The following is a 17,099-nucleotide window of genomic DNA, read 5'->3' as shown; positions in this document are numbered from 1 at the left end:
GACGCCACCTCCGGGCTGGCGGCTGCGTCGGTGGGCGGCGCCGCCCCATCAGTCGTCGGCGGACTTCATTGCGCTGCCCGAGCCCATGCGGAGGTCCACGTCGCCGGTGCCGATCGAGACCGGCTTCCCGACGATGACGTTCTCGATGACGCCGTCGAGATCGTCGACCTCGCCGTGGACGGCGGCGTCGAGCAGGTGGTTCACCGTCACCTCGAACGCCGCGCGGGCGAGCACGGACTCCTTCGATCCCGAGATGCCGTGGCGACCGATCGACTCGATCGTCCCGCGGTTGGTCATGATGTCCGCCACCAGCATCAGGTGCCGGACGTTCACGTCGTCGAGCCCCTGTTCGGCCAGCGTCTCGTGGGTCTCGTTGATGATCGTCTCGCGGGCGGCCTCGATCCCGAGCTCCTGGTGGATCTCGTGGATGTTGTTACACGTCGAGCGCGTGGTGTCGACGCCCTCGATCTCGAGCACGTCGCCGAAGGCGGACCCCTCGGTGTAGAGGACGAACTCCTCCTCCTCGCGGTCGTCGAGCTCCTCCTTGCGGATCACGACGCGGGAGACCTCCTCGATCCCCTTGAACACGACCTCGCGGAGCTCCTCGACCAGCTGGAGCAGCTCGCGGTAGCTGGGCTGCTCGGGGCCGAACGCGACCGTCGTCCCCTTGCGCTTGGTCGCGACTTTGAGCTCGCTCTCGATCTTGTCCTGGATCTCCTCGGCGATCTCGCCCACGTCGTCGTAGGTGGGCCAGCGCTTCTGGAGCGTCTCCTCGTTCAGGTCGATCGTGACCTGCATGTCCGCGACGTTGGTCGAGACGTCCCCGAGTGCGAGGATCTTGGTGGCCTCGATCTGCCAGACGACCTCGCGGGCCTTGTCGCGGTCGGTCGCGTGCTCCTCGTCGAGGTGGACGGTCATCGTCGGCGTGTCCGGCGTCTTCCGGGCGTCGACGAGCTCGATCAGCCGGGGCAGCCCCTGTGTCACGTCGATCTCCGCGACGCCCGCGAAGTGGAACGTGTTCATGGTGAGCTGGGTCCCCGGCTCCCCGATCGACTGTGCCGACACCGTCCCGACGGGGTCGAGCGCGTCGACCCGGGTGTCGTCGTACCGTGCGACGACGGCTTTGACGATCTCCTCGATCTCCGCTTCGGTCGCGCCCTCGTTCTCCTCGATGGCGCCGTAGATGCGGTCCTTCAACCGCCGTGGCAGCTCGGTGTCCTCGACCAACTGCTCGGTCGCCTCGTCGATGTGTTCGAAGCTCTCGGGGAGCGCCTCGGCGTCAGTCATCGCTCACCCCTGTCCCGCCTTGTTCAGGCCGGGACCGGCGAACTCCGAGAGGTTGGTTTCCTCGGTCTGTTCGCCGAGGAAGCGGGCTTTCTGCTCGTCGCTGCTGAACTCGGCGTCCAGCACGCGCTGGGTAATCGCCTCCACGTCGACGGGGTCGTCCTCGTCGGAGGAGACTTTCACCGGCGAGGTGCCGTCCTCGCCGAACTCGAACTGGACGACGGTGCCGGAGGTGTCCCGGACGGTGCCGTCGTACTGCGCTTCCAGTTCGGAGAGCGCGTTGATGAGGCGGCGCTGGAGGTAGCCGGACTTGGAGGTCCGAACTGCGGTGTCCACCAGCCCCTCGCGGCCCCCATCGCGTGGAAGAAGAACTCACGCGGGGTGAGCCCCGAGCGGTAGGAGTTCTCGACGAACCCGTGGGGCTTGGGGCCGAGGTCACCAGGCTCGTAGTGACTGAGGGTGCGGCCCTCGTAGCCGCGGTTGATGCGCTCGCCACTGACGGACTGCTGACCGACGGTGGCGGCCATCTGTGTCAGGTTCAGCATCGACCCACGTGCGCCGGAACTGGCCATCACGATGGCCGGGTTGTCGTCGGCGAAGTGGTCGCTGGCGATGTCCTCGGCGGAGTCACGCGCCTTCCCCAGCGTCTGCATGATCTTGAGCTCGAGCGTCTCGTCGACGGTCCGACCCGGGATCGAGTTCAGGTCGCCCGCTCGGTACGTCTCGATGAGCTCGTCGATGCGCTCGTAGGCGTCGTCGATGGCCTCGTCGACCTGCTCGCCCGCGGCCGCGGGAATCGACTCGTCGTCGATCCCGATCGAGAACCCGAAGTGCATGATCGAGCGCATCGCGAGCGTCGCCACCTCGTTGACGAACACGCGTGCGCGAGTCTTCGAGTACTCCTTGGTGATGGTGTCGACGATGTCGCCGCCGAAGGCGCCGATTGCGCCCTCGTCGATCGTCCCCTGCACGAGCTGGCCGTCCTCGATGACGACCTCGTCGTCGGCCTCCGAGCGGAACTCGAGATTGAGGTCGTCCGGCAGCAGCTCCGAGAACACGGTTCGACCGGTCCAGACGGGCTCGCCGTCCTCCTCGCCGTCGGGGTCGGGGAGCTCGTCGACGCTGGTCGCCCGCAGCAGGTCCAGCGCCTGGTTCTCGGTGAACGTCGGGTTGTTCCGGGTCAGCAGGTACGTCCCGGAGATGTGGTCCTGGATCGCGCCGATGATGTTCTCGCCGAAGCGCGGGCTGAGCATCTGTTCCTGGACCCGCATCAGAACGCGGGCCTCGGCACGCGCCTCCTCGTTCTGGAGGGCGTGCATGTTCATCTCGTCGCCGTCGAAGTCGGCGTTGTACGGCGTACAGACCGTCGTGTTCAGCCGGAACGTCTTGTACGGCATCACGACCACCTCGTGGGCCATGATCGACATCCGGTGCAGCGACGGCTGTCGGTTGAACACGATGATGTCGCCGTCGGTCAGGTGTCGGGAGACCTCCCAGTCGGGCTCGACCTTCTCGGCGAGCTCCTCACAGTTCTTCTCGGTCACCTTCAGCCGGCGACCGTCGGGGCGCTTGACGTAGTTGGCGCCGGGGTGGCCCTCGGGCCGTTCCGGACGTACGTCCGCGCCTCCTCGATGTTGCGCTCGGAGACGTTCATCGTCTGGGTCATCTCCCGGGCGACGCGCTCGGGGACGCCGACCTCGTTCAGCGACAGCGTCGGGTCCGGCGAGATGACGGTACGCGCGGAGAAGTTCACGCGCTTCCCGGAGAGGGAGCCACGGAAGCGACCCTCCTTCCCCTTGAGTCGCTGGGAGAGCGTCTTCAGCGGCCGGCCGGAGCGGTGGCGGGCCGGCGGCGTCCCGGAGATCTCGTTGTCGACGAACGTGGTGACGTGGTACTGGAGCAGCTCCCAGAGGTCCTCGATGATCAGCTGGGGCGCGCCCGCCTCGCGGTTCTCCATGAACCGCTGGTTGATGCGGATGATGTCGACCAGCTTGTGGGTGAGGTCGTCCTCGGAGCGCTGGCCGTTGTCCAGCGTGATCGAGGGGCGGGTGGTGACCGGCGGCACCGGCAGCACCGTCATGATCATCCACTCGGGGCGGGAGGTCTCGGGGTTGACGCCGATGTTCGCCAGGTCCTCGTCCGGGATGTCCTCGAACCAGTCCCGGATGTCGCTGGGCATCAGCTTGTTCTCGTCCTCCTCGGTGAGGTCGATGTCCAGCGCCTTCTCCAGCGCCTTGCGGTCCTCCTCGCGCGGGCGGAACTCGCCGCCGAGGATGTCGTTGATCCGGTCGAGCGCGATGCCGGTCTCGTCGGCGAGCTCGGTCGGGGCCATCCCCTCGTCGTCCTCGTCGTCGGGCTGCATCGCCTCGGCGATGATCTCGGAGTACTCGCCGGCGAGCACGTCCTGGACCTCGTAGTAGGTGGTCGGCTTCTCGTGTTTGATGTCGTACTGGGTCTCGCCGCAGTACGGACACCGCGAGGTCTTCCGTGCCTGCCGGATCGCGGCCTTCAGCACGTCGTCGGGGTCGTCGCCGAGCTCCTTGGCGCGCTCGAGTCGGTCGGCGAACTCGGCCTGCTCGTCCTCGGTGAGCGAGAGCCGGCCGCACTCCCGACAGGTGCCACGGAGTAGGCGACGGATCAGCTTCGCGAAGCCGACGTGGATCACCGGCGCCGCGAGTTCGATGTGGCCGAAGTGGCCGTTACACGAGCCGGAGTGCTGTCCGCAGGTTCGACACTCCAGCCCGGGGTCGATGACCCCCAGTCGGGGGTCCATCAGCCCCATGTCGATGGGGTAGCCGTCGTCGTCGTACGTGTCGGCGGTGATCACCTTCGTCGCACTCATGTCCCGGTACGTCTCCGGGTCCATCAGGCCGAAGCTGATCTTGCCGATCTCCTTGGGTGAGCCTGAGATTGACATTTATACTGCGTCCTCCAGTTCGAGTTTGGGTCGGATGCCGAGCGCTTTCATCTCGTCGAGCAGCAGCTTGAACGCGTAGCTGACCTCCAGCTCGTGGATGTTGTCCTCGTCTTTCGTAATGGGGTCGTACACCCGGCGCTGCTCCACGTCCTCGACGGCGACCATCCCGGTGTCCTCCGAGATGTACACGGTCTCGCGGTCCGAGGAGTCCAGCAGGCGTTCTTTCAGCGCCATCGCGGCGCCGTGCCCGATGAGCACCTCACGCTCCATCTCCCCCACGCGGAGGCCACCCTCGCGGGCCCGGCCTTCGGTGGGCTGGCGGGTGAGCACCTGCACCGGCCCGCGGGAGCGGGCGTGCAGCTTGTTGCTCACCATGTGGTACAGCTTGTGGTAGAAGATGGTGCCGACGAAGATCTCGGCCTCGATCTTCTCGCCGGTGACGCCGGAGTACATGACCTCCTTGCCCGAGGACTTGAAGCCGCGTTCCTCGAGGCTGTCGCGGAGTTCCTCTTCGCCTTCGCCCTGGAACGCGGTGCCGTCGACGCGCCGGCCCTCGAGCGAGCCGACCTTGCCGCCGAGCATCTCCAGCACGTGGCCCACGGTCATCCGCGAGGGGAGCGCGTGGGGGTTCATCACGAGGTCGGGGATGAGTCCCTCCTCGGTGAACGGCATGTCCTCCTGGGGTGCGAGGTGGCCCACGACGCCCTTCTGGCCGTGCCGGGACGCGAACTTGTCCCCGAGTTCGGGGATCCGTTCGTCCCGGACGGAGACCTTCGAGAGCTTCGAGCCGTCCTCGCCCTCCATCAGCGTGACCGTGTCGACGATGCCGTCCTCCCCCGAGCGCATCGTGACCGAGGTCTCGCGGCGCTTCTGGGGCGAGAGCCCGCCGAGGTCCTCCTGCTCCTCGAGGAACCGGGGCGGCGAGGTCTTGCCCAGCAGCACCGAGTTCTCGTCGACTTTCGTCTCGGGGTTGACGAGGCCGTCCTCGTCGAGGTGGGTGTAGGCGTCCTCCCCGCGTGCGCCGCGCACGTCCTGGGAGGGGACCTCGAAGCGGTCCTCCTGGCCGCCGGGGTAGCGTCGCTCCTCACCCTCGTAGGTGCGGAAGAAGTGCGAGCGGGCGAGCCCGCGCTCGACCGACCCCTGGTTCATGACCAGCGCGTCCTCGATGTTGAACCCCTCGTAGGACATGACCGCGACCGTGAAGTTCTGGGCCGCGGGGCGCTCGTCGAACCCGATCTGTTCGGTGGTCTGCGTCTTGACCATCGACAGCTGCGGGTAGTGCAGGAGGTGCTGGCGCGTGTCCGGCCGGATCCGGTAGTTCGCGCTCGGCAGCCCGAGGGACTGCTTCATCATCCCCGCGCCCATCGTGATACGCGGCGACGCGTTGTGCTCGGGGTAGGGGATCATCCCGGCGCCGATGCCGAAGATGAGCTGTGGGTCGACCTCGAGGTGGGTGTGCTTCTCGGTGAGGTCGTCCTCGTCGACGGCGACGAGGATGTCCTCCTCCTCCTCGGCGTCGATGAACTCGACGATCCCGCGATCGACGAGGTCCTCGAACTCGAGCTCGTCGTTCTCGACGGCCTCGATGTGCTCGTCGGTCAGCCGCGGCTCGCCGTCGTCGACGACGATCAGCGGGCGCCGCGCGCGACCGGAGTCCGCGTTGACGATGACCTCGCGAGTCCGGTCTTTGACCGCGACGTTGACCATCTCGCTGACCTCACCGTTGCGGCGAGACTCTCGGATCTGTGCTGCCAGTTCCTCGGGGTCCGGGTGGGTCCCCACGAGGCTGCCGTTGACGTAGACCTTCGCAGGCCGTTGTTGTTTTCCTGCCATCTCAGTCGTCCGCGGGTGTTGCTCGTTCGACGCCCTCGATACCGGGGATGCCCTCGACGCCCATATCGTCGAGTTCGCGCTTCAGTTCGCGCTCGTCGTCGACGTGCTGGGAGAGCTCCATCGCCTGGGCGAAGTTCTTCACCAGCCCACAGTTCGGCCCCTCGGGGGTCTCGGAGGGACAGATACGCCCCCACTGGGTGGCGTGCAGGTCACGCGCGTCGAAGTGGGGCTGGGAGCGACTCAGCGGCGAGCGCAGCCGTCGCAGGTGGCTGAGCACGCCCATGTAGTCGGTGCGGTCGACCAGCTGGGAGACGCCCGAGCGGCCGCCGACCCAGTTCCCGGTCGCAATCGGGTGCTCCAGCCGTTCGGTGAGCACGTCCGAGCGCACGACCGTGTTGACGCTGAGGTCGCGGTTCCGCATGTTGGCGCGTTCGAGCTGGTACTTCACGTCCCGGGAGAGCTTGTTCAGCGCAGTCCGGAACAGGTCCTTCATCAGGTCGCCGCTGACCTTGAGCCGCTTGTTGGAGTAGTGGTCCTTGTCGTCGGAGTCGCGGCGCCCGAGCGCGAGCTCGAAGCAGGCCTCGGCCATCCGACAGAGGTAGTACGCCTTGTTGATGCGCACGTCCTCCTCCTCGACGCCCTCCTCGTGGAGATGCGGGAGCAGGTAGCGATCGATGACGTAGTTCGCTCGTTTGAGCTGGTAGTTCTTCCCCTGGCCGGAGGCGACGCGCTTCCCGAGGGTCTCGATCGCCTCCTCCTCGGTCTGAACGTCGGCTTCCTCCAGGTTCTCCAGCATGAACTTCACGATCTCGGGGTCCTCCGAGACGCGGTGGACGATCTCCTCGTCGGACTCCAGCCCGAGTGCACGGACGAGGGTCACGAACGGTACGGAGCCGGAGACGGAGGGGAAGCTGACCTCGAGCAGCCCCTCGCGGTTGCGCTCACAGAGCACGAGCGCGCGGTAGCCACGGCGCTGGGAGAACGTCTTGGCCACCTGGATGTCGTCGCCGTACTTGGTGTCGTGCTCCGCGAGGATCTTGTTCGGCGCCAGGTCCTCGCTGGTCATCAGCACGCGCTCGGAGCCGTTGACGATGAAGTAGCCGCCGGGGTCGACGGGGTCCTCGCCGATGTCGATCAGTTCGTCGTCGGAGAAGCCGTCGATGTTACACTTGTTCGAGCCGACCATGATCGGCATCCGGCCGACCTTGGTCTCGGTCTGGTCGACGACCTCCTCGGGCTCGTCCTCGCCGCCCCGGACGATGGACATCTCCATGAAGACGGGGGCGGCGTAGGTGATGTTCCGCAGGCGTGCCTCCTGCGGGTAGAGCAGTTCCTCGGAGCCGTCGGCCTCGCGGACACGCGGCGTCAGGATGCGCACGTCGCCGAGCTCGACCCAGACGGGCTCCTGGCCCTCCTTGTCGCCGATGTCGGTGCCGATGGTCTCCTTCTCGTCGACGACGTCCTGCATGCCGCGGTCGAGGAAGTTGTTGAACGACCGGAAGTGGTGCTCCGCCAGTCGCTCCTGAGAGAAGTACTCCCGGGAGACTGCGCGGCGACTCTCTCGGTCCATTATTCGACCACCAGCCTGTAGACGACCGCAGTGTCTGTGGTGCGCGAGTCGCGCTCGATGCGGACGACGTCGCCGGGCTCTGCCTCCTTCGGCAGGGCGGGATCCCTGCGCTTGATTTTGGGTAGGTTCGTCTTCTTCACTTGGTACTCCTCCAGCACCTCCTCGACCTCGGGCTCGTCGAGGAGCGTGTGCTCCGGAACCAGTTCGTGTTGGCTTACGTCTACCATAGGTGTTGGGCGTTCAGAGAATCGGTCACGAGATACTACGGCTGTATTTTAGCCGCCGGCACATAACGCTTGCTAATGTAGGTTGCGCGTGCGCGAGGCGTTGCCACCCGTCGCCGGCGACGCGACGACGCGGGGGACGCCACGGGTGGGCGTCCCACGGCGCCGATGGATGGCAAGCCTTATTTACAACACGGCGGTACGATTGAGTGCAGCGAGGAAGCGTGCCCGGATGGTGTAGTGGCCCATCATACGACCCTGTCACGGTCGTGACGCGGGTTCAAATCCCGCTCCGGGCGTTTCTTCCGCGAACAAGTGAGTGAGGAGCGACAGCGACGAACGAATCGTGAGCGGAGAACGACCACGAGGGGTCTGAACCCAGAGGACGAGTGCAGCGAGTCCTCGTGGTTCAAATCCCGCTCCGGGCGTTTCTTCGGCTCGCAACTCAACGAGCAGCAGCACGACGGGGGGATCGTGATCCGCGACCGTCGAGGGAGTTTGAACCGTGGCCTTGGCGCTTTCTACTGGACTCGACTGGTGAGCGAGAAGCTTCGAGCGTCGCGTTCTCGTCGCCGACCCACGATCCGGTAGCCCCGGCTCCGTCCCAGGCTCGTCAGTCGTCGTTTGCGGGCGCCGCCCGCTCGTCGGCGGCTAACACGTCTAGCTGTGTCGCGAGCCACGCGTCGATGTCCGCCTCCCGAACCGAGCTCCGGAGCGAGTCCATCCGGTCGCGTCGCTCGTTCTCGCCCATCGCCAGCGCCTCCCGAATCGTCCCGGCGAACGTCGACACGTCGTAGGGGTTGACCGACAGCGCCGCCGGACAGAGCGACTCGGCGGCGCCGACGAACTGGCTGAGTACGAGCGCGCCCGGCACCCGGTCACGTGTCGGCGTCCCGAGCCCCCGCGCCTGGGCGAGCCCGGCGTTCGGGAACGGTCGCCCCTGGGCCGCGACGAACTCCTTCGCCACGAGGTTCATCCCGTCGCGGCGGGAGCTGACCACCGCAACGTCGGCGTTGCGGTACAGCCCCGCGAGCTCACGGTCGTCGACGTCGTCCTCGATGTACACCGCGGGCGTCCAGTCCGCTGTCCCGTGGACCCGGTCCAGCTCCGCGATGCGGTCGCGCACCTCGTCGTAGTAGCGCCGGTAGGCCGGGATGCCCTCGCGCGTCCGGGTCCCCTTCTGGACGTAGGTAAACTCGCCCGCGAGGTCGGGGTTCGTCTCCAGCAAGTGTGCGAGCGCGTCGAGTCGCTCGACGATCCCCTTCGTGTAGTCGAGGCGGTCGACGCCCAGCACGACCGAGCGGTTCGGATCGAGGTCGTACCGGTCGACGACGCGGTCCCAGTAGTGTCTCGCGGCGTCGCTCCGGGCGTTCTCGGCGACGCGGTCGGCGTCGACGCCGATGGGGGAGGCGTACGTCTCGACCGTCCGGCCGTCGTAGCGCACCTCGCCCGACTCCATCACTGCCGCATCGGGGACGAACTGGGCCACGCAGTCCCGGAAGTTCGCCGCGTAGCGTTCGAGGTGAAAGCCCACCGCGTCGTTGCCCAACAGCCCGCGGAGCAGTTCGACGGCCTGCGGACAGATCTCGAAGAACTCCGGCGTCGGCCAGGGGACGTGCCAGAACTGCACCAGGCGCGCGTCGGGGCGCTCCTCGCGGACGTACCCCGGTGCCAGCGCGAGGTGGTAGTCCTGGAACCAGACCACGTCGGGGTCCGCCGCGACGACGTGGTCGGCGAACAGGCGGTTGGCCTCGCGGTACGCGGGGGCGAACTCCGGGTCGACGGTCACGGGGTCGGCTTCGAGGTGACAGATCGGCCAGAGCACTTGGTTGCTGTAGCCGTAGTAGTAGTTCTCGACCAGGCGCCGCGGGAGGTCGACCCGGGAGAGCGTGTAGCCCGGTGGGTCGTCGGCCGCCGTGCTGTCGGCGGCCCCGGGCGGCAGCTCGATCTCGCCGTCGGGCGCCACCGCGGGGTCGAAGTCGGCGTCGCCGCTCCCCCACGCGACCCACGTTCCGCCCGTCTCGGTGACGACGCCGTCCAGCGCACTGACGAGCCCACCCGCCGGTCGCTCGACCGTCGGCTCGCCGTCCGCGTACTCGTGGACGTACGGCTCGCGATTCGAGACAACCACGAGCGACCGGTCGCCGGACGCGTCGTCGATCACGTGCTTTGGTGGTCGCCGGCCGGTGTTGAACCCATCGGGAGTGGCAACGACGTGGCGAGGGTCGGGGGCCGGTTCCAGCACGCTTTAGCCCGCGCCGCCGGACGCTGAACTATGAACCCCGTCGACATCGCCGGCCTCCCGGTCGGAGACGGTCACCCGCCCCGGATCATGGGCGTGCTGAACATGAGCGTCGAGTCCAACTACGACCCCAGCACCTGGGGCGACGTGGACGGCGCCGTCGAGCACGCCGAGCAGATGGTCGCCGCGGGCGCCGACATCATCGACGTGGGGCTCCAGTCCTCGAACCCGAAGAACCCCTGGCAGGCCGTCGACACTGAACTCGACCGGCTCGAACGCGCGCTCGAGGTCGTCGACCGCGCCGACTGCGACGCGGTCTGGTCCATCGAGACGCGCTACGCCGAGGTCGCCGACGCCGCGCTCGAGGGCGGTTTCGACATGGTGAACGACGTGTGCGGGTTCGCCGACCCCGACATGCCCGACGTGTGCGAATCCCACGACGCCGCGGTCGTGAAGATGGCGTCGCCGCCGGATATCCAGTCGCCGGGCCACCTGAAGTCGATCGACGACTGCTTCGCCGCGCTCGAACGCGGCGGCTTCACCGAGAAGACGATCATCGACCCGGCGTTCGGCGGCTGGTACGACGAGAAGACCCACGAGGACAACTGGGAGATGTTCCGCCGGCTCCGGGAGTTCCGTGCGTTCGGCCGGCCGATGCTGACTGCGACCAACCGCGAGGACTTCCTCGGCGTCATCGCCGACCGGCCGGAGACGGCGGACCAACTCGCCGTCAGCCTCGCGGCGGCGACGATGGAGGTCGAGCGCGGCGCCGACATCGTCCGGACCCACGACGTCCCCGAGACGGCCGACGTGGTCGCCGTTGCCGAGTTCCTCGGCGACGGTGCCCGCGGCAACGCCGACGGCGCTGCTGCGGCCGCCAGTGCGGACGGCGCCGGGGAACTTCCGGGCGTCGTCCCGCGAGAGATCGAGCGCAACGTCGGCCTCCGCGGCCACAACGGCGTCGCCCCGGGTGCGGCGGCGACGCTCTCGTTCCGCACGACGGGCCTCGACGAATCGACCCGCGAGCGACTCGCGGCGATCGGCTCGGACCACGACGTCCTCGTCGCTGCGGGCGGCGAGGAGCGGCCGTCGCCCGAGAGCGTCGCCGGCGGCCGCGGCGACAGCCCCGCAAGCGAGGGAACGTTCGTCGCCGGCACTGCCGCGGCGTTCGAGGCGGCGCTGTCCGATCTCGCCGAGGTCGATGGGCTCGAAGCGCTCGTCGGACGGATCCGCAGAACGCTCGCCCGCGAACGCCTCGCCTGATCACCGCCGCCCTACCGACGTGTCAACAGCGTCGCGGCGCCGATCCCACCGAGCACGACGGCGAGGATCAGCAGGCCGACGCTCAGGATCACCATCCACTCGCCCAACTGGAACGTGAGGATCGTGGCGACGAAGAACACCGACGCGAGCAGGAGCAGTAGCAAGATCCCGAGGCCGCGGATCGGGTTCTGTCGGACTGCCAGCCTGAACCGCTCGCGGAGCGTCGGCGTGCCCTCGTCCCACGCCCGCCCGGGTCGCTCGTCAGAGCTACTCACAACTCACCGTTCGGCCGCTCGTACCTGTCGCTTTCCCTTTCGTCGTCGACTACCGTCGCCACCTCGCTCGCCCGCGGCGTGTGGCCACCGTGAGGGGTGTGCCGGGCCCGAACCCGGATCGTGTGCGTCGACTCCGTCCCGTCGTCGACGAGCAGCGCTTCGCCCCGGCCGCTCGGCAGGCGCTCCCTAACGGTGCCCGACAGATACGTCGGGCTCGCCCGCTCCAGGGCGTCGATGTCGGCCTCGCTGGTGAGTCGGTGGGCGAACAGCAGGTCGGCCTGTGAGGCCGCGACGGCCGGGAGCGCGGCTGGGCGCTGCGTCGCCAGCACCAGCGAGATCCCGGGCGCTCGCCCCCGCGTCAGGAGCGTCCGGAGCGCCGGCCCGGCGACGCCGTCGACGGCGACGTGGGCTTCGTCGACGAGTAGCCACGGCAGCCGCGGCGGCGGATCGTCGCCCACACGAGCGTCGTACAGCGTGCGTGCCACGGCGGCAACGACGGCGCTCGTCGGCGCGTCGTCGACGCCGTCGAGGGAGAGCACGGTCGCCGCGGGATCGAACAGCTCGTCCCGTCCGATCCCATCCGGATCGAAGACGCCCCACCCCCGCGCCCGGCCGAGGTGGTTCGTCGCTGCCCGACGGACTGCTCGCTGGCTGTCGGCCGCGTGCACGTGCTCGAGCATCCCGCGAGCGTCGACGCGGACGCGGCGGCTTCCCAGACCAACGCCCCCGGGCCGGCTGCGGGGTCGAGGCCGACCAGCGCCGGCCACTGCGCCGCCGGCACAGCGCCCGCACGGATCCGCGGCGCGTCGATCACCCGTGCCGGGACTGCCGCCGTGTCGTCGTCCGAATCGCCCGCCAACCCCGCGAACGCTCCCATCGGGTCGACGACGACCGGTGCGACGCCCCGAGCGCGCGCTGCCGCCTCCGCGAGCACGCCGAGGGTGTGTGACTTCCCGGCGCCACGTTTCCCCACGACGAGCCCCGCGTGTGGCCGGTCGAGATCGACTCCCACGGCCGCGCCGACGGTCCCGTCCCGTGCGAGATAGCGCCCGAGGTGGCCGGTCATCGGCGGCGATTCGCCGTTTTCCCGTCGCTCCCGATCGCGCCCGACGGCGTGCATGCCTGGGGTGGTCGCCCCATCCCCTTGAGTGCCCGTCCGACGATTCAAGTACGATGACGGGACCAGCCACCCCATGCTCGATCCGAGCCGTGTTCGAGAGACCGTCGCCGACCGACTCGTCTCGCTCCGCGAGGACGAGCGGGCGATCGAGGGGCTGCCGGTCCGCCTCGTCGTCTCGCTGGTCGTCGGCGCCGCCTGTCTGAGCGTGATGCTGAACCTCGTCAACGGCGTCGGGGGGCTCGCGGCCGCCGAGGTCGACGTGCGCCCGACACCGGAGGTGGTGGAGACCGGACCACAGGAACTGACGCTGCGGGTCGTCGACGCCGACGGTGACCCAGTGTCGGGGGCGACGGTGATCGTCGACGGCGGCACGGCGAGCCTCGACGGCGTCGCCACGGCACAAACCGGCGCGGACGGCAACGCGACCGTCTCGATCGATCCTGCACTCGGTGCGAACCAGGCCGAGGGGACGCTGGTGCTCGACGTGAAGCCGCCGGCCGGGGGATCGTACGTCGACCGCCGCGAGAACAGCCACGTGCTGGTGATCCAGGAGTGAGTCGGTCCGAACGACCGGGGGCCAAGCACGGGTTGGGGTCGGCGACGCTGCCGCGGTACCTACTCGTCGGTCCAGCGTTGGGCGGCGTACCGCCCCGAAACGTGATCTCCGCGTCGCCTTACCGGTGATCGCCGTAGTCGCCCCAGTTGGGCGCGCCATCGCTTCGCTCCCGCCCCGAGAGCCGCTCGTCCCAGTCCAGCCACTCGTGCTCCCAGCCGGGGGAGGCGCCGCGCTCGGCGTGCTCGCGGTCCTCCCGACGGGTCCGGTTCCGAGTGACGCCGGGCTGTTCGCCGTCGACTAGCAGCGGCGCGAACCGCACCGGCCCGCGCTCGTCGACGCGTCGGTAGCCGTCCGGGGCGTCGTCGTCCCGCGTGACGGCGACCAGCGTCTGGTCGGTGTTCCCCTTCGGGAACACCAGCCGACCGCCGTCGGCCAACTGCCCGAGCAGCCCCCTCGGCGGTTCGACGGCCGCGGCTTCGACCAGAACCCGGTCGTAGGGGCGTACTCCGGGAGGCCGGCCGAGCCCTCGCGGCAGTCGACGAGCACGCCGCCGTAGCCGGCGGCTTCGAGGTTCGATCGGGCCCGGTACACCTGTGGTCGCGCGATGTCGAGCGCGTGAACGTGACGATCGCCGAGCATCTCGGCGAGCACGGCGGCGGTGTAGCCGGCGCCCGCGCCGACCACCAGCGCGTCGTCGTCCGCACGGGGGTCGAGGGCGGTCAGGAGGCGAGCGACCGTCCCGGGGGCGAGCGTGACGGCGCCGTCGACAGTCGACGGGCGGTTGTCGTAGGGAGCGTCGTCGACGAACTCACGACGCGGCACCGTCCGCATCGCGAGCCCGAGTTCCTCCGGGAGCGGGCGACCGAGGGTGTGTTCCAGCCCGTCGACCATGTCGTCCCGGAGCACCGCGGGATCCATACCCGCGAGTCGGTGATGGGGGTATTTGAACTCGGCGGTGCGTCAGACGCCCGATGTGTCGTCCGGTCGCCGTCCGGCGATCGCCTGATACGGCGTGTCCGGGACCTCGCTCGTCGCCACGGCCTCGAGGCCGGCGTCGGCGAACCACGTACGCACCGTCGATTCCGGATACGGCTGGCCGCTCCCGGTCGCGAGTGCGGCCGCAGCGACGGCCACGGCGGCGCTGGAGCGGTCCCGAAGCGGTTCGACACAGACGGCCGCGCCACCGGGCGCCAGCGCGTTGGCCATCGCCAGCGTCGTGAAGCGGTTCTCATCCGCGGACTGGCGCCACGCCGCGTCGACGGCGAGGACGAGATCGAACCGCGACGCTACGCCGGCGAGGCTCCCGGTCCGGAGGGTCACGGGAGTCCGTTCGAGTAGCGGTTCGACGGCCGCGGCCACGCTCGCCCCTTCGAGCAGCGTCGCGTCGAGCCCGCGGTCGGCGAGCGCGCGAGCGTGCCGGCCGGGGCCGTCGGCGATCACGAGCGCGCGATCCGCGTCCGGGTTCGCCGCCAGCGCGGCGTCGACGGTCGCCGCCACGGTCGCGTCATCGACGGCTTCGGCGGCGCCCAGTCGGTGCCGAATACGGGCTTCGGGGTCGGACTCGATCGGCGGGACGCCGCTCTCCATCGTCCGCGGGAGCGCGGCGTACGCGTCGAAGCGGTCGAGTGCAGTCGGCACGCCGCCGATCGACCGTAGGTCCCGGGTCGCGAGCAGGCCGAGCGCGCGGTTGGTGGGTTCGACCGCGTCGCCCACACGGCGAAGGAACTCGAGGTCGACCAGCGTGTCGACGACGATCGTGGCCGCGCGCTCCATCACCCCGGCGGCGTCGGCGGCCTCGCTGGCGCCGCCGGCGCCGTGGACGAGCGCCTCGAGCAGCCCGGTCTCGCGGGCGGCCCACAGCAGCGCGAGCGACGGGAGATCGAGATCGGTGTCTCCAGCGGTCGGCATGTGTCGCAGACGGGGGAGTCGGGTAGAAAGCGGTTGGGATCGAGGGCTACTCGCCCTGCATCCGGACGAACCGCACCCCCTCGAACGTCTCACGCGTCGTCCCGCCGTCCGCCTGCACCGTCAGCAGCACCAGCTGCTGTCGCGTGTCGCCGATGGGGGCGAGCACGCGGCCGCCGGCACGGATCTGCTCGACGACTGCCGGCGGCACCGACTCCGCGGCGCACGTGAGGTAGGCGGCGTCGTACGGCGCGTGATCGGGCCACCCCTCGTGCCCGTCGCCGGTTCTGATCGCGATCTCGTAGCCGAGTTCCGCGAGCGTCTCGCGCGCCCGATCGGCCAACTCGGGGACGTACTCCACGGAGTAGACGTTCTCGTCGCCGACGACCTCGGCGGTGACTGCGGCGTGGTAGCCACAGCCGGTGCCGATCTCCAGCACGCGCTCGCCCGACTCGAGTTCGAGTCGTTCGATCATCGACGCCACCATGTGCGGCGCGGAGATGGTTTGCCCCGATCCGATCGGGAGTGGCCGGTCCTGATACGCGGCCCCGCGTTTGTCCGGGGGACGAACTCGTGACGGGGAACCGAGCGCAGTGCGTCGGCGGTCGGCTCCCGCTCGATCGCGCCACGCGCCTGGAGTCGCTCGACCATCCGTTCGCGTCGCTGTTCGAACGCCATAAGTCCGAAGTTAGGTCGGCACGGATAAAGGCGTTCGGCGAGCGCGTGCCGAAACTACTTCCCCTCACGGCCGGAGAGAGTCATCTATGCAGACCGCCGGCTACGCGGACGCGATCGCGAGAGCCGAGCGGTACGCTCAGCAGAACCCCGAAATCGTCGCCGCGGCGGCGGCGGTGGTGATGGTCTCGCTCGTGGCCGCGCTGGCGCTCCTGCGCTATCGTCGGCCGGTGGGCGTCCAGTTCAAGGAAGCGCTGGCGAACCGGGAGCAGGTGGCGGTGCTGATGCACCCCGACCCCGACCCGGACGCGATGGCGGCCGCAATCGGTATCGCCCGACTCGCCGAGCAGGTGGACTGTGAGGCGACGATCCAGTTCACCGGCCAGATCCGTCACCAGGAGAACCGTGCGTTCCGGAACGTGCTGGATCTGGACCTCGAGGAAATCGATCACGTCTCCGAACTGGCGGCCGAGGCGGTCGTGCTGGTCGACCACAACCAACCCCGCGGGTTCGAGGGCGCCCACGGCGTCCTGCCGTTCGCCGTCGTCGACCACCACCCCGGCGAGGGGACGGGAGAGGAGTTCACCGACGTGCGGACCGACTACGGCGCGGCCGCGAGTATCGTCGCGGAGTACTTCGAGGACGTCGGTGGGAAACCGGTACCGCCAGATGTCCACGAGAGCGAAGTCGACGCACGGTTCACCCTGCCCTCGCGCGAGTCGACCGGCCTCCTCTACGGAATCCTCGCGGACACCCGCCACCTCACGACCGGCGCGGCGGCGGCGGACTTCACTGCGGCGGCCTCGCTCGCGCCGGGCGTCGACGAGGACGCGCTTGACCGCATCGCAAACCCACAGGTCAGCGGCGAGACCCTGGACGTGAAAGCGCGCGCCATCGCCGGCCGGCAGGTCGAGGGCTCGTTCGCAGTCAGCGACGTGGGGACGCTGTCGAACGCCGACGCGATCCCGCAGGCCGCGGACGAACTCATCACGCTCGAGGGGATCACCGCGGTCGTCGTCGTCGGCGAGCGCGACGGCACCGTGCATCTCTCGGGGCGCTCGCGGGACGATCGCGTCCACATGGGTCGCGCTCTGGAGAACGCGGTCGAGGAGATCCCAAACGCCAGCGCCGGGGGGCACGCCCGCATGGGCGGCGGGCAGTTCCCGGCGGCGGAGGAGCTGTCCGGGGGACGCTAATCGAGCGGATTTTCGACAGCCTCGAAGGCGACGTGTAGC

General features: G+C 69.1%; 9 protein-coding genes, 1 tRNA gene and 5 pseudogenes. 4 read left to right on the top strand and 11 right to left on the bottom strand.

Going from position 1 to position 17,099, the window contains the following annotated elements:
• Positions 1-48: 48 nt before the first annotated feature.
• The 5 genes and pseudogenes from rpoA2 to SY89_RS04740 form a co-directional block, all read right to left on the bottom strand.
• A complete protein-coding gene (rpoA2, locus tag SY89_RS04760) occupies positions 49-1,287 on the bottom strand; it encodes a DNA-directed RNA polymerase subunit A'' (protein WP_054583348.1) in 1,239 nt (412 codons plus the stop codon).
• Between the two features lie 3 nt (positions 1,288-1,290).
• A pseudogene (locus SY89_RS04755) lies at positions 1,291-4,201 on the bottom strand (DNA-directed RNA polymerase subunit A').
• Positions 4,202-6,034, bottom strand: coding sequence for a DNA-directed RNA polymerase subunit B (gene rpoB, locus SY89_RS04750; protein WP_054583347.1), 1,833 nt, complete (start codon positions 6,032-6,034; stop codon positions 4,202-4,204). It abuts the pseudogene before it with no gap.
• 1 nt (position 6,035) lies between these two features.
• The gene (locus SY89_RS04745; RefSeq protein ID WP_054583346.1) at positions 6,036-7,604 is read right to left on the bottom strand and encodes a DNA-directed RNA polymerase subunit B''; all 1,569 of its coding nucleotides are present in this window, start codon (positions 7,602-7,604) and stop codon (positions 6,036-6,038) included.
• Positions 7,604-7,831, bottom strand: coding sequence for a DNA-directed RNA polymerase subunit H (locus SY89_RS04740; protein ID WP_049979642.1), 228 nt, complete (start codon positions 7,829-7,831; stop codon positions 7,604-7,606). The genes SY89_RS04745 and SY89_RS04740 overlap by 1 nt, the downstream gene beginning before the upstream one ends.
• Before the next feature lie 223 nt (positions 7,832-8,054).
• Here SY89_RS04740 and SY89_RS04735 point away from each other — a divergent pair.
• Positions 8,055-8,127: transfer RNA gene (locus tag SY89_RS04735), tRNA-Asp, on the top strand.
• A 314-nt stretch (positions 8,128-8,441) separates the two neighbouring features.
• Here the strand turns inward: SY89_RS04735 and SY89_RS04730 are convergent.
• The gene (locus SY89_RS04730) at positions 8,442-9,992 is read right to left on the bottom strand and encodes an alpha,alpha-trehalose-phosphate synthase (UDP-forming) (protein WP_054583345.1); all 1,551 of its coding nucleotides are present in this window, start codon (positions 9,990-9,992) and stop codon (positions 8,442-8,444) included.
• 111 nt (positions 9,993-10,103) lie between these two features.
• Between SY89_RS04730 and folP the strand changes: the two genes are divergently transcribed.
• Complete coding sequence (gene folP / locus SY89_RS04725; RefSeq protein WP_054583344.1) at positions 10,104-11,333, top strand: dihydropteroate synthase; 1,230 nt, start codon at positions 10,104-10,106, stop codon at positions 11,331-11,333.
• An 11-nt stretch (positions 11,334-11,344) separates the two neighbouring features.
• On the opposite strand, the gene SY89_RS04720 is transcribed toward folP, so the two are convergent.
• Together SY89_RS04720 and SY89_RS04715 are read right to left on the bottom strand one after the other, a co-directional pair.
• Positions 11,345-11,608, bottom strand: a complete 264-nt coding sequence (locus SY89_RS04720) for a hypothetical protein (RefSeq protein WP_054583343.1) — start codon at positions 11,606-11,608, stop codon at positions 11,345-11,347.
• Positions 11,605-12,728 (bottom strand): annotated as a pseudogene (locus SY89_RS04715) (ATP-binding protein). The gene SY89_RS04720 and the pseudogene SY89_RS04715 overlap by 4 nt, the downstream one beginning before the upstream one ends.
• Before the next feature lie 73 nt (positions 12,729-12,801).
• On the opposite strand from SY89_RS04715, the gene SY89_RS04710 reads away from it, so the two are divergent.
• Complete coding sequence (locus tag SY89_RS04710) at positions 12,802-13,284, top strand: Ig-like domain-containing protein (protein WP_054583342.1); 483 nt, start codon at positions 12,802-12,804, stop codon at positions 13,282-13,284.
• 118 nt (positions 13,285-13,402) lie between these two features.
• On the opposite strand, the pseudogene SY89_RS04705 reads toward SY89_RS04710, so the two are convergent.
• From SY89_RS04705 to SY89_RS04695, 3 genes and pseudogenes are all read right to left on the bottom strand, one after another.
• Positions 13,403-14,202 (bottom strand): annotated as a pseudogene (locus tag SY89_RS04705) (protein-L-isoaspartate O-methyltransferase family protein).
• A gap of 42 nt (positions 14,203-14,244) precedes the next feature.
• On the bottom strand, positions 14,245-15,192 hold the full coding sequence (locus tag SY89_RS04700) for a methyltransferase domain-containing protein (RefSeq protein WP_054583341.1): 948 nt from the start codon (positions 15,190-15,192) through the stop codon (positions 14,245-14,247).
• A 46-nt stretch (positions 15,193-15,238) separates the two neighbouring features.
• Positions 15,239-15,867: pseudogene (locus SY89_RS04695) on the bottom strand (protein-L-isoaspartate(D-aspartate) O-methyltransferase).
• An 86-nt stretch (positions 15,868-15,953) separates the two neighbouring features.
• On the opposite strand from SY89_RS04695, the pseudogene SY89_RS04690 reads away from it, so the two are divergent.
• A pseudogene (locus SY89_RS04690) lies at positions 15,954-17,098 on the top strand (DHH family phosphoesterase).
• Position 17,099: the final 1 nt, after the last annotated feature.

Source organism: Halolamina pelagica, from assembly GCF_001307315.1.
In the GTDB taxonomy this organism is placed as follows: Archaea; Halobacteriota; Halobacteria; order Halobacteriales; family Haloferacaceae; genus Halolamina; species Halolamina pelagica_B.
Note: the sequence above shows the minus strand (reverse complement) of the source record. Positions and strands in the feature narration are given on the sequence as shown.

What these genes read in the sequence shown, in the direction of transcription:
- rpoA2 (WP_054583348.1), bottom strand. Translation starts at nt 1,287, where the DNA reads ATGACTGACGCCGAGGCGCTCCCCGAGAGCTTCGAACACATCGACGAG.
- rpoB (WP_054583347.1), bottom strand. Translation starts at nt 6,034, where the DNA reads ATGGCAGGAAAACAACAACGGCCTGCGAAGGTCTACGTCAACGGCAGC.
- SY89_RS04745 (WP_054583346.1), bottom strand. Translation starts at nt 7,604, where the DNA reads ATGGACCGAGAGAGTCGCCGCGCAGTCTCCCGGGAGTACTTCTCTCAG.
- SY89_RS04740 (WP_049979642.1), bottom strand. Translation starts at nt 7,831, where the DNA reads ATGGTAGACGTAAGCCAACACGAACTGGTTCCGGAGCACACGCTCCTC.
- folP (WP_054583344.1), top strand. Translation starts at nt 10,104, where the DNA reads ATGAACCCCGTCGACATCGCCGGCCTCCCGGTCGGAGACGGTCACCCG.
- SY89_RS04710 (WP_054583342.1), top strand. Translation starts at nt 12,802, where the DNA reads ATGCTCGATCCGAGCCGTGTTCGAGAGACCGTCGCCGACCGACTCGTC.
- SY89_RS04700 (WP_054583341.1), bottom strand. Translation starts at nt 15,192, where the DNA reads ATGCCGACCGCTGGAGACACCGATCTCGATCTCCCGTCGCTCGCGCTG.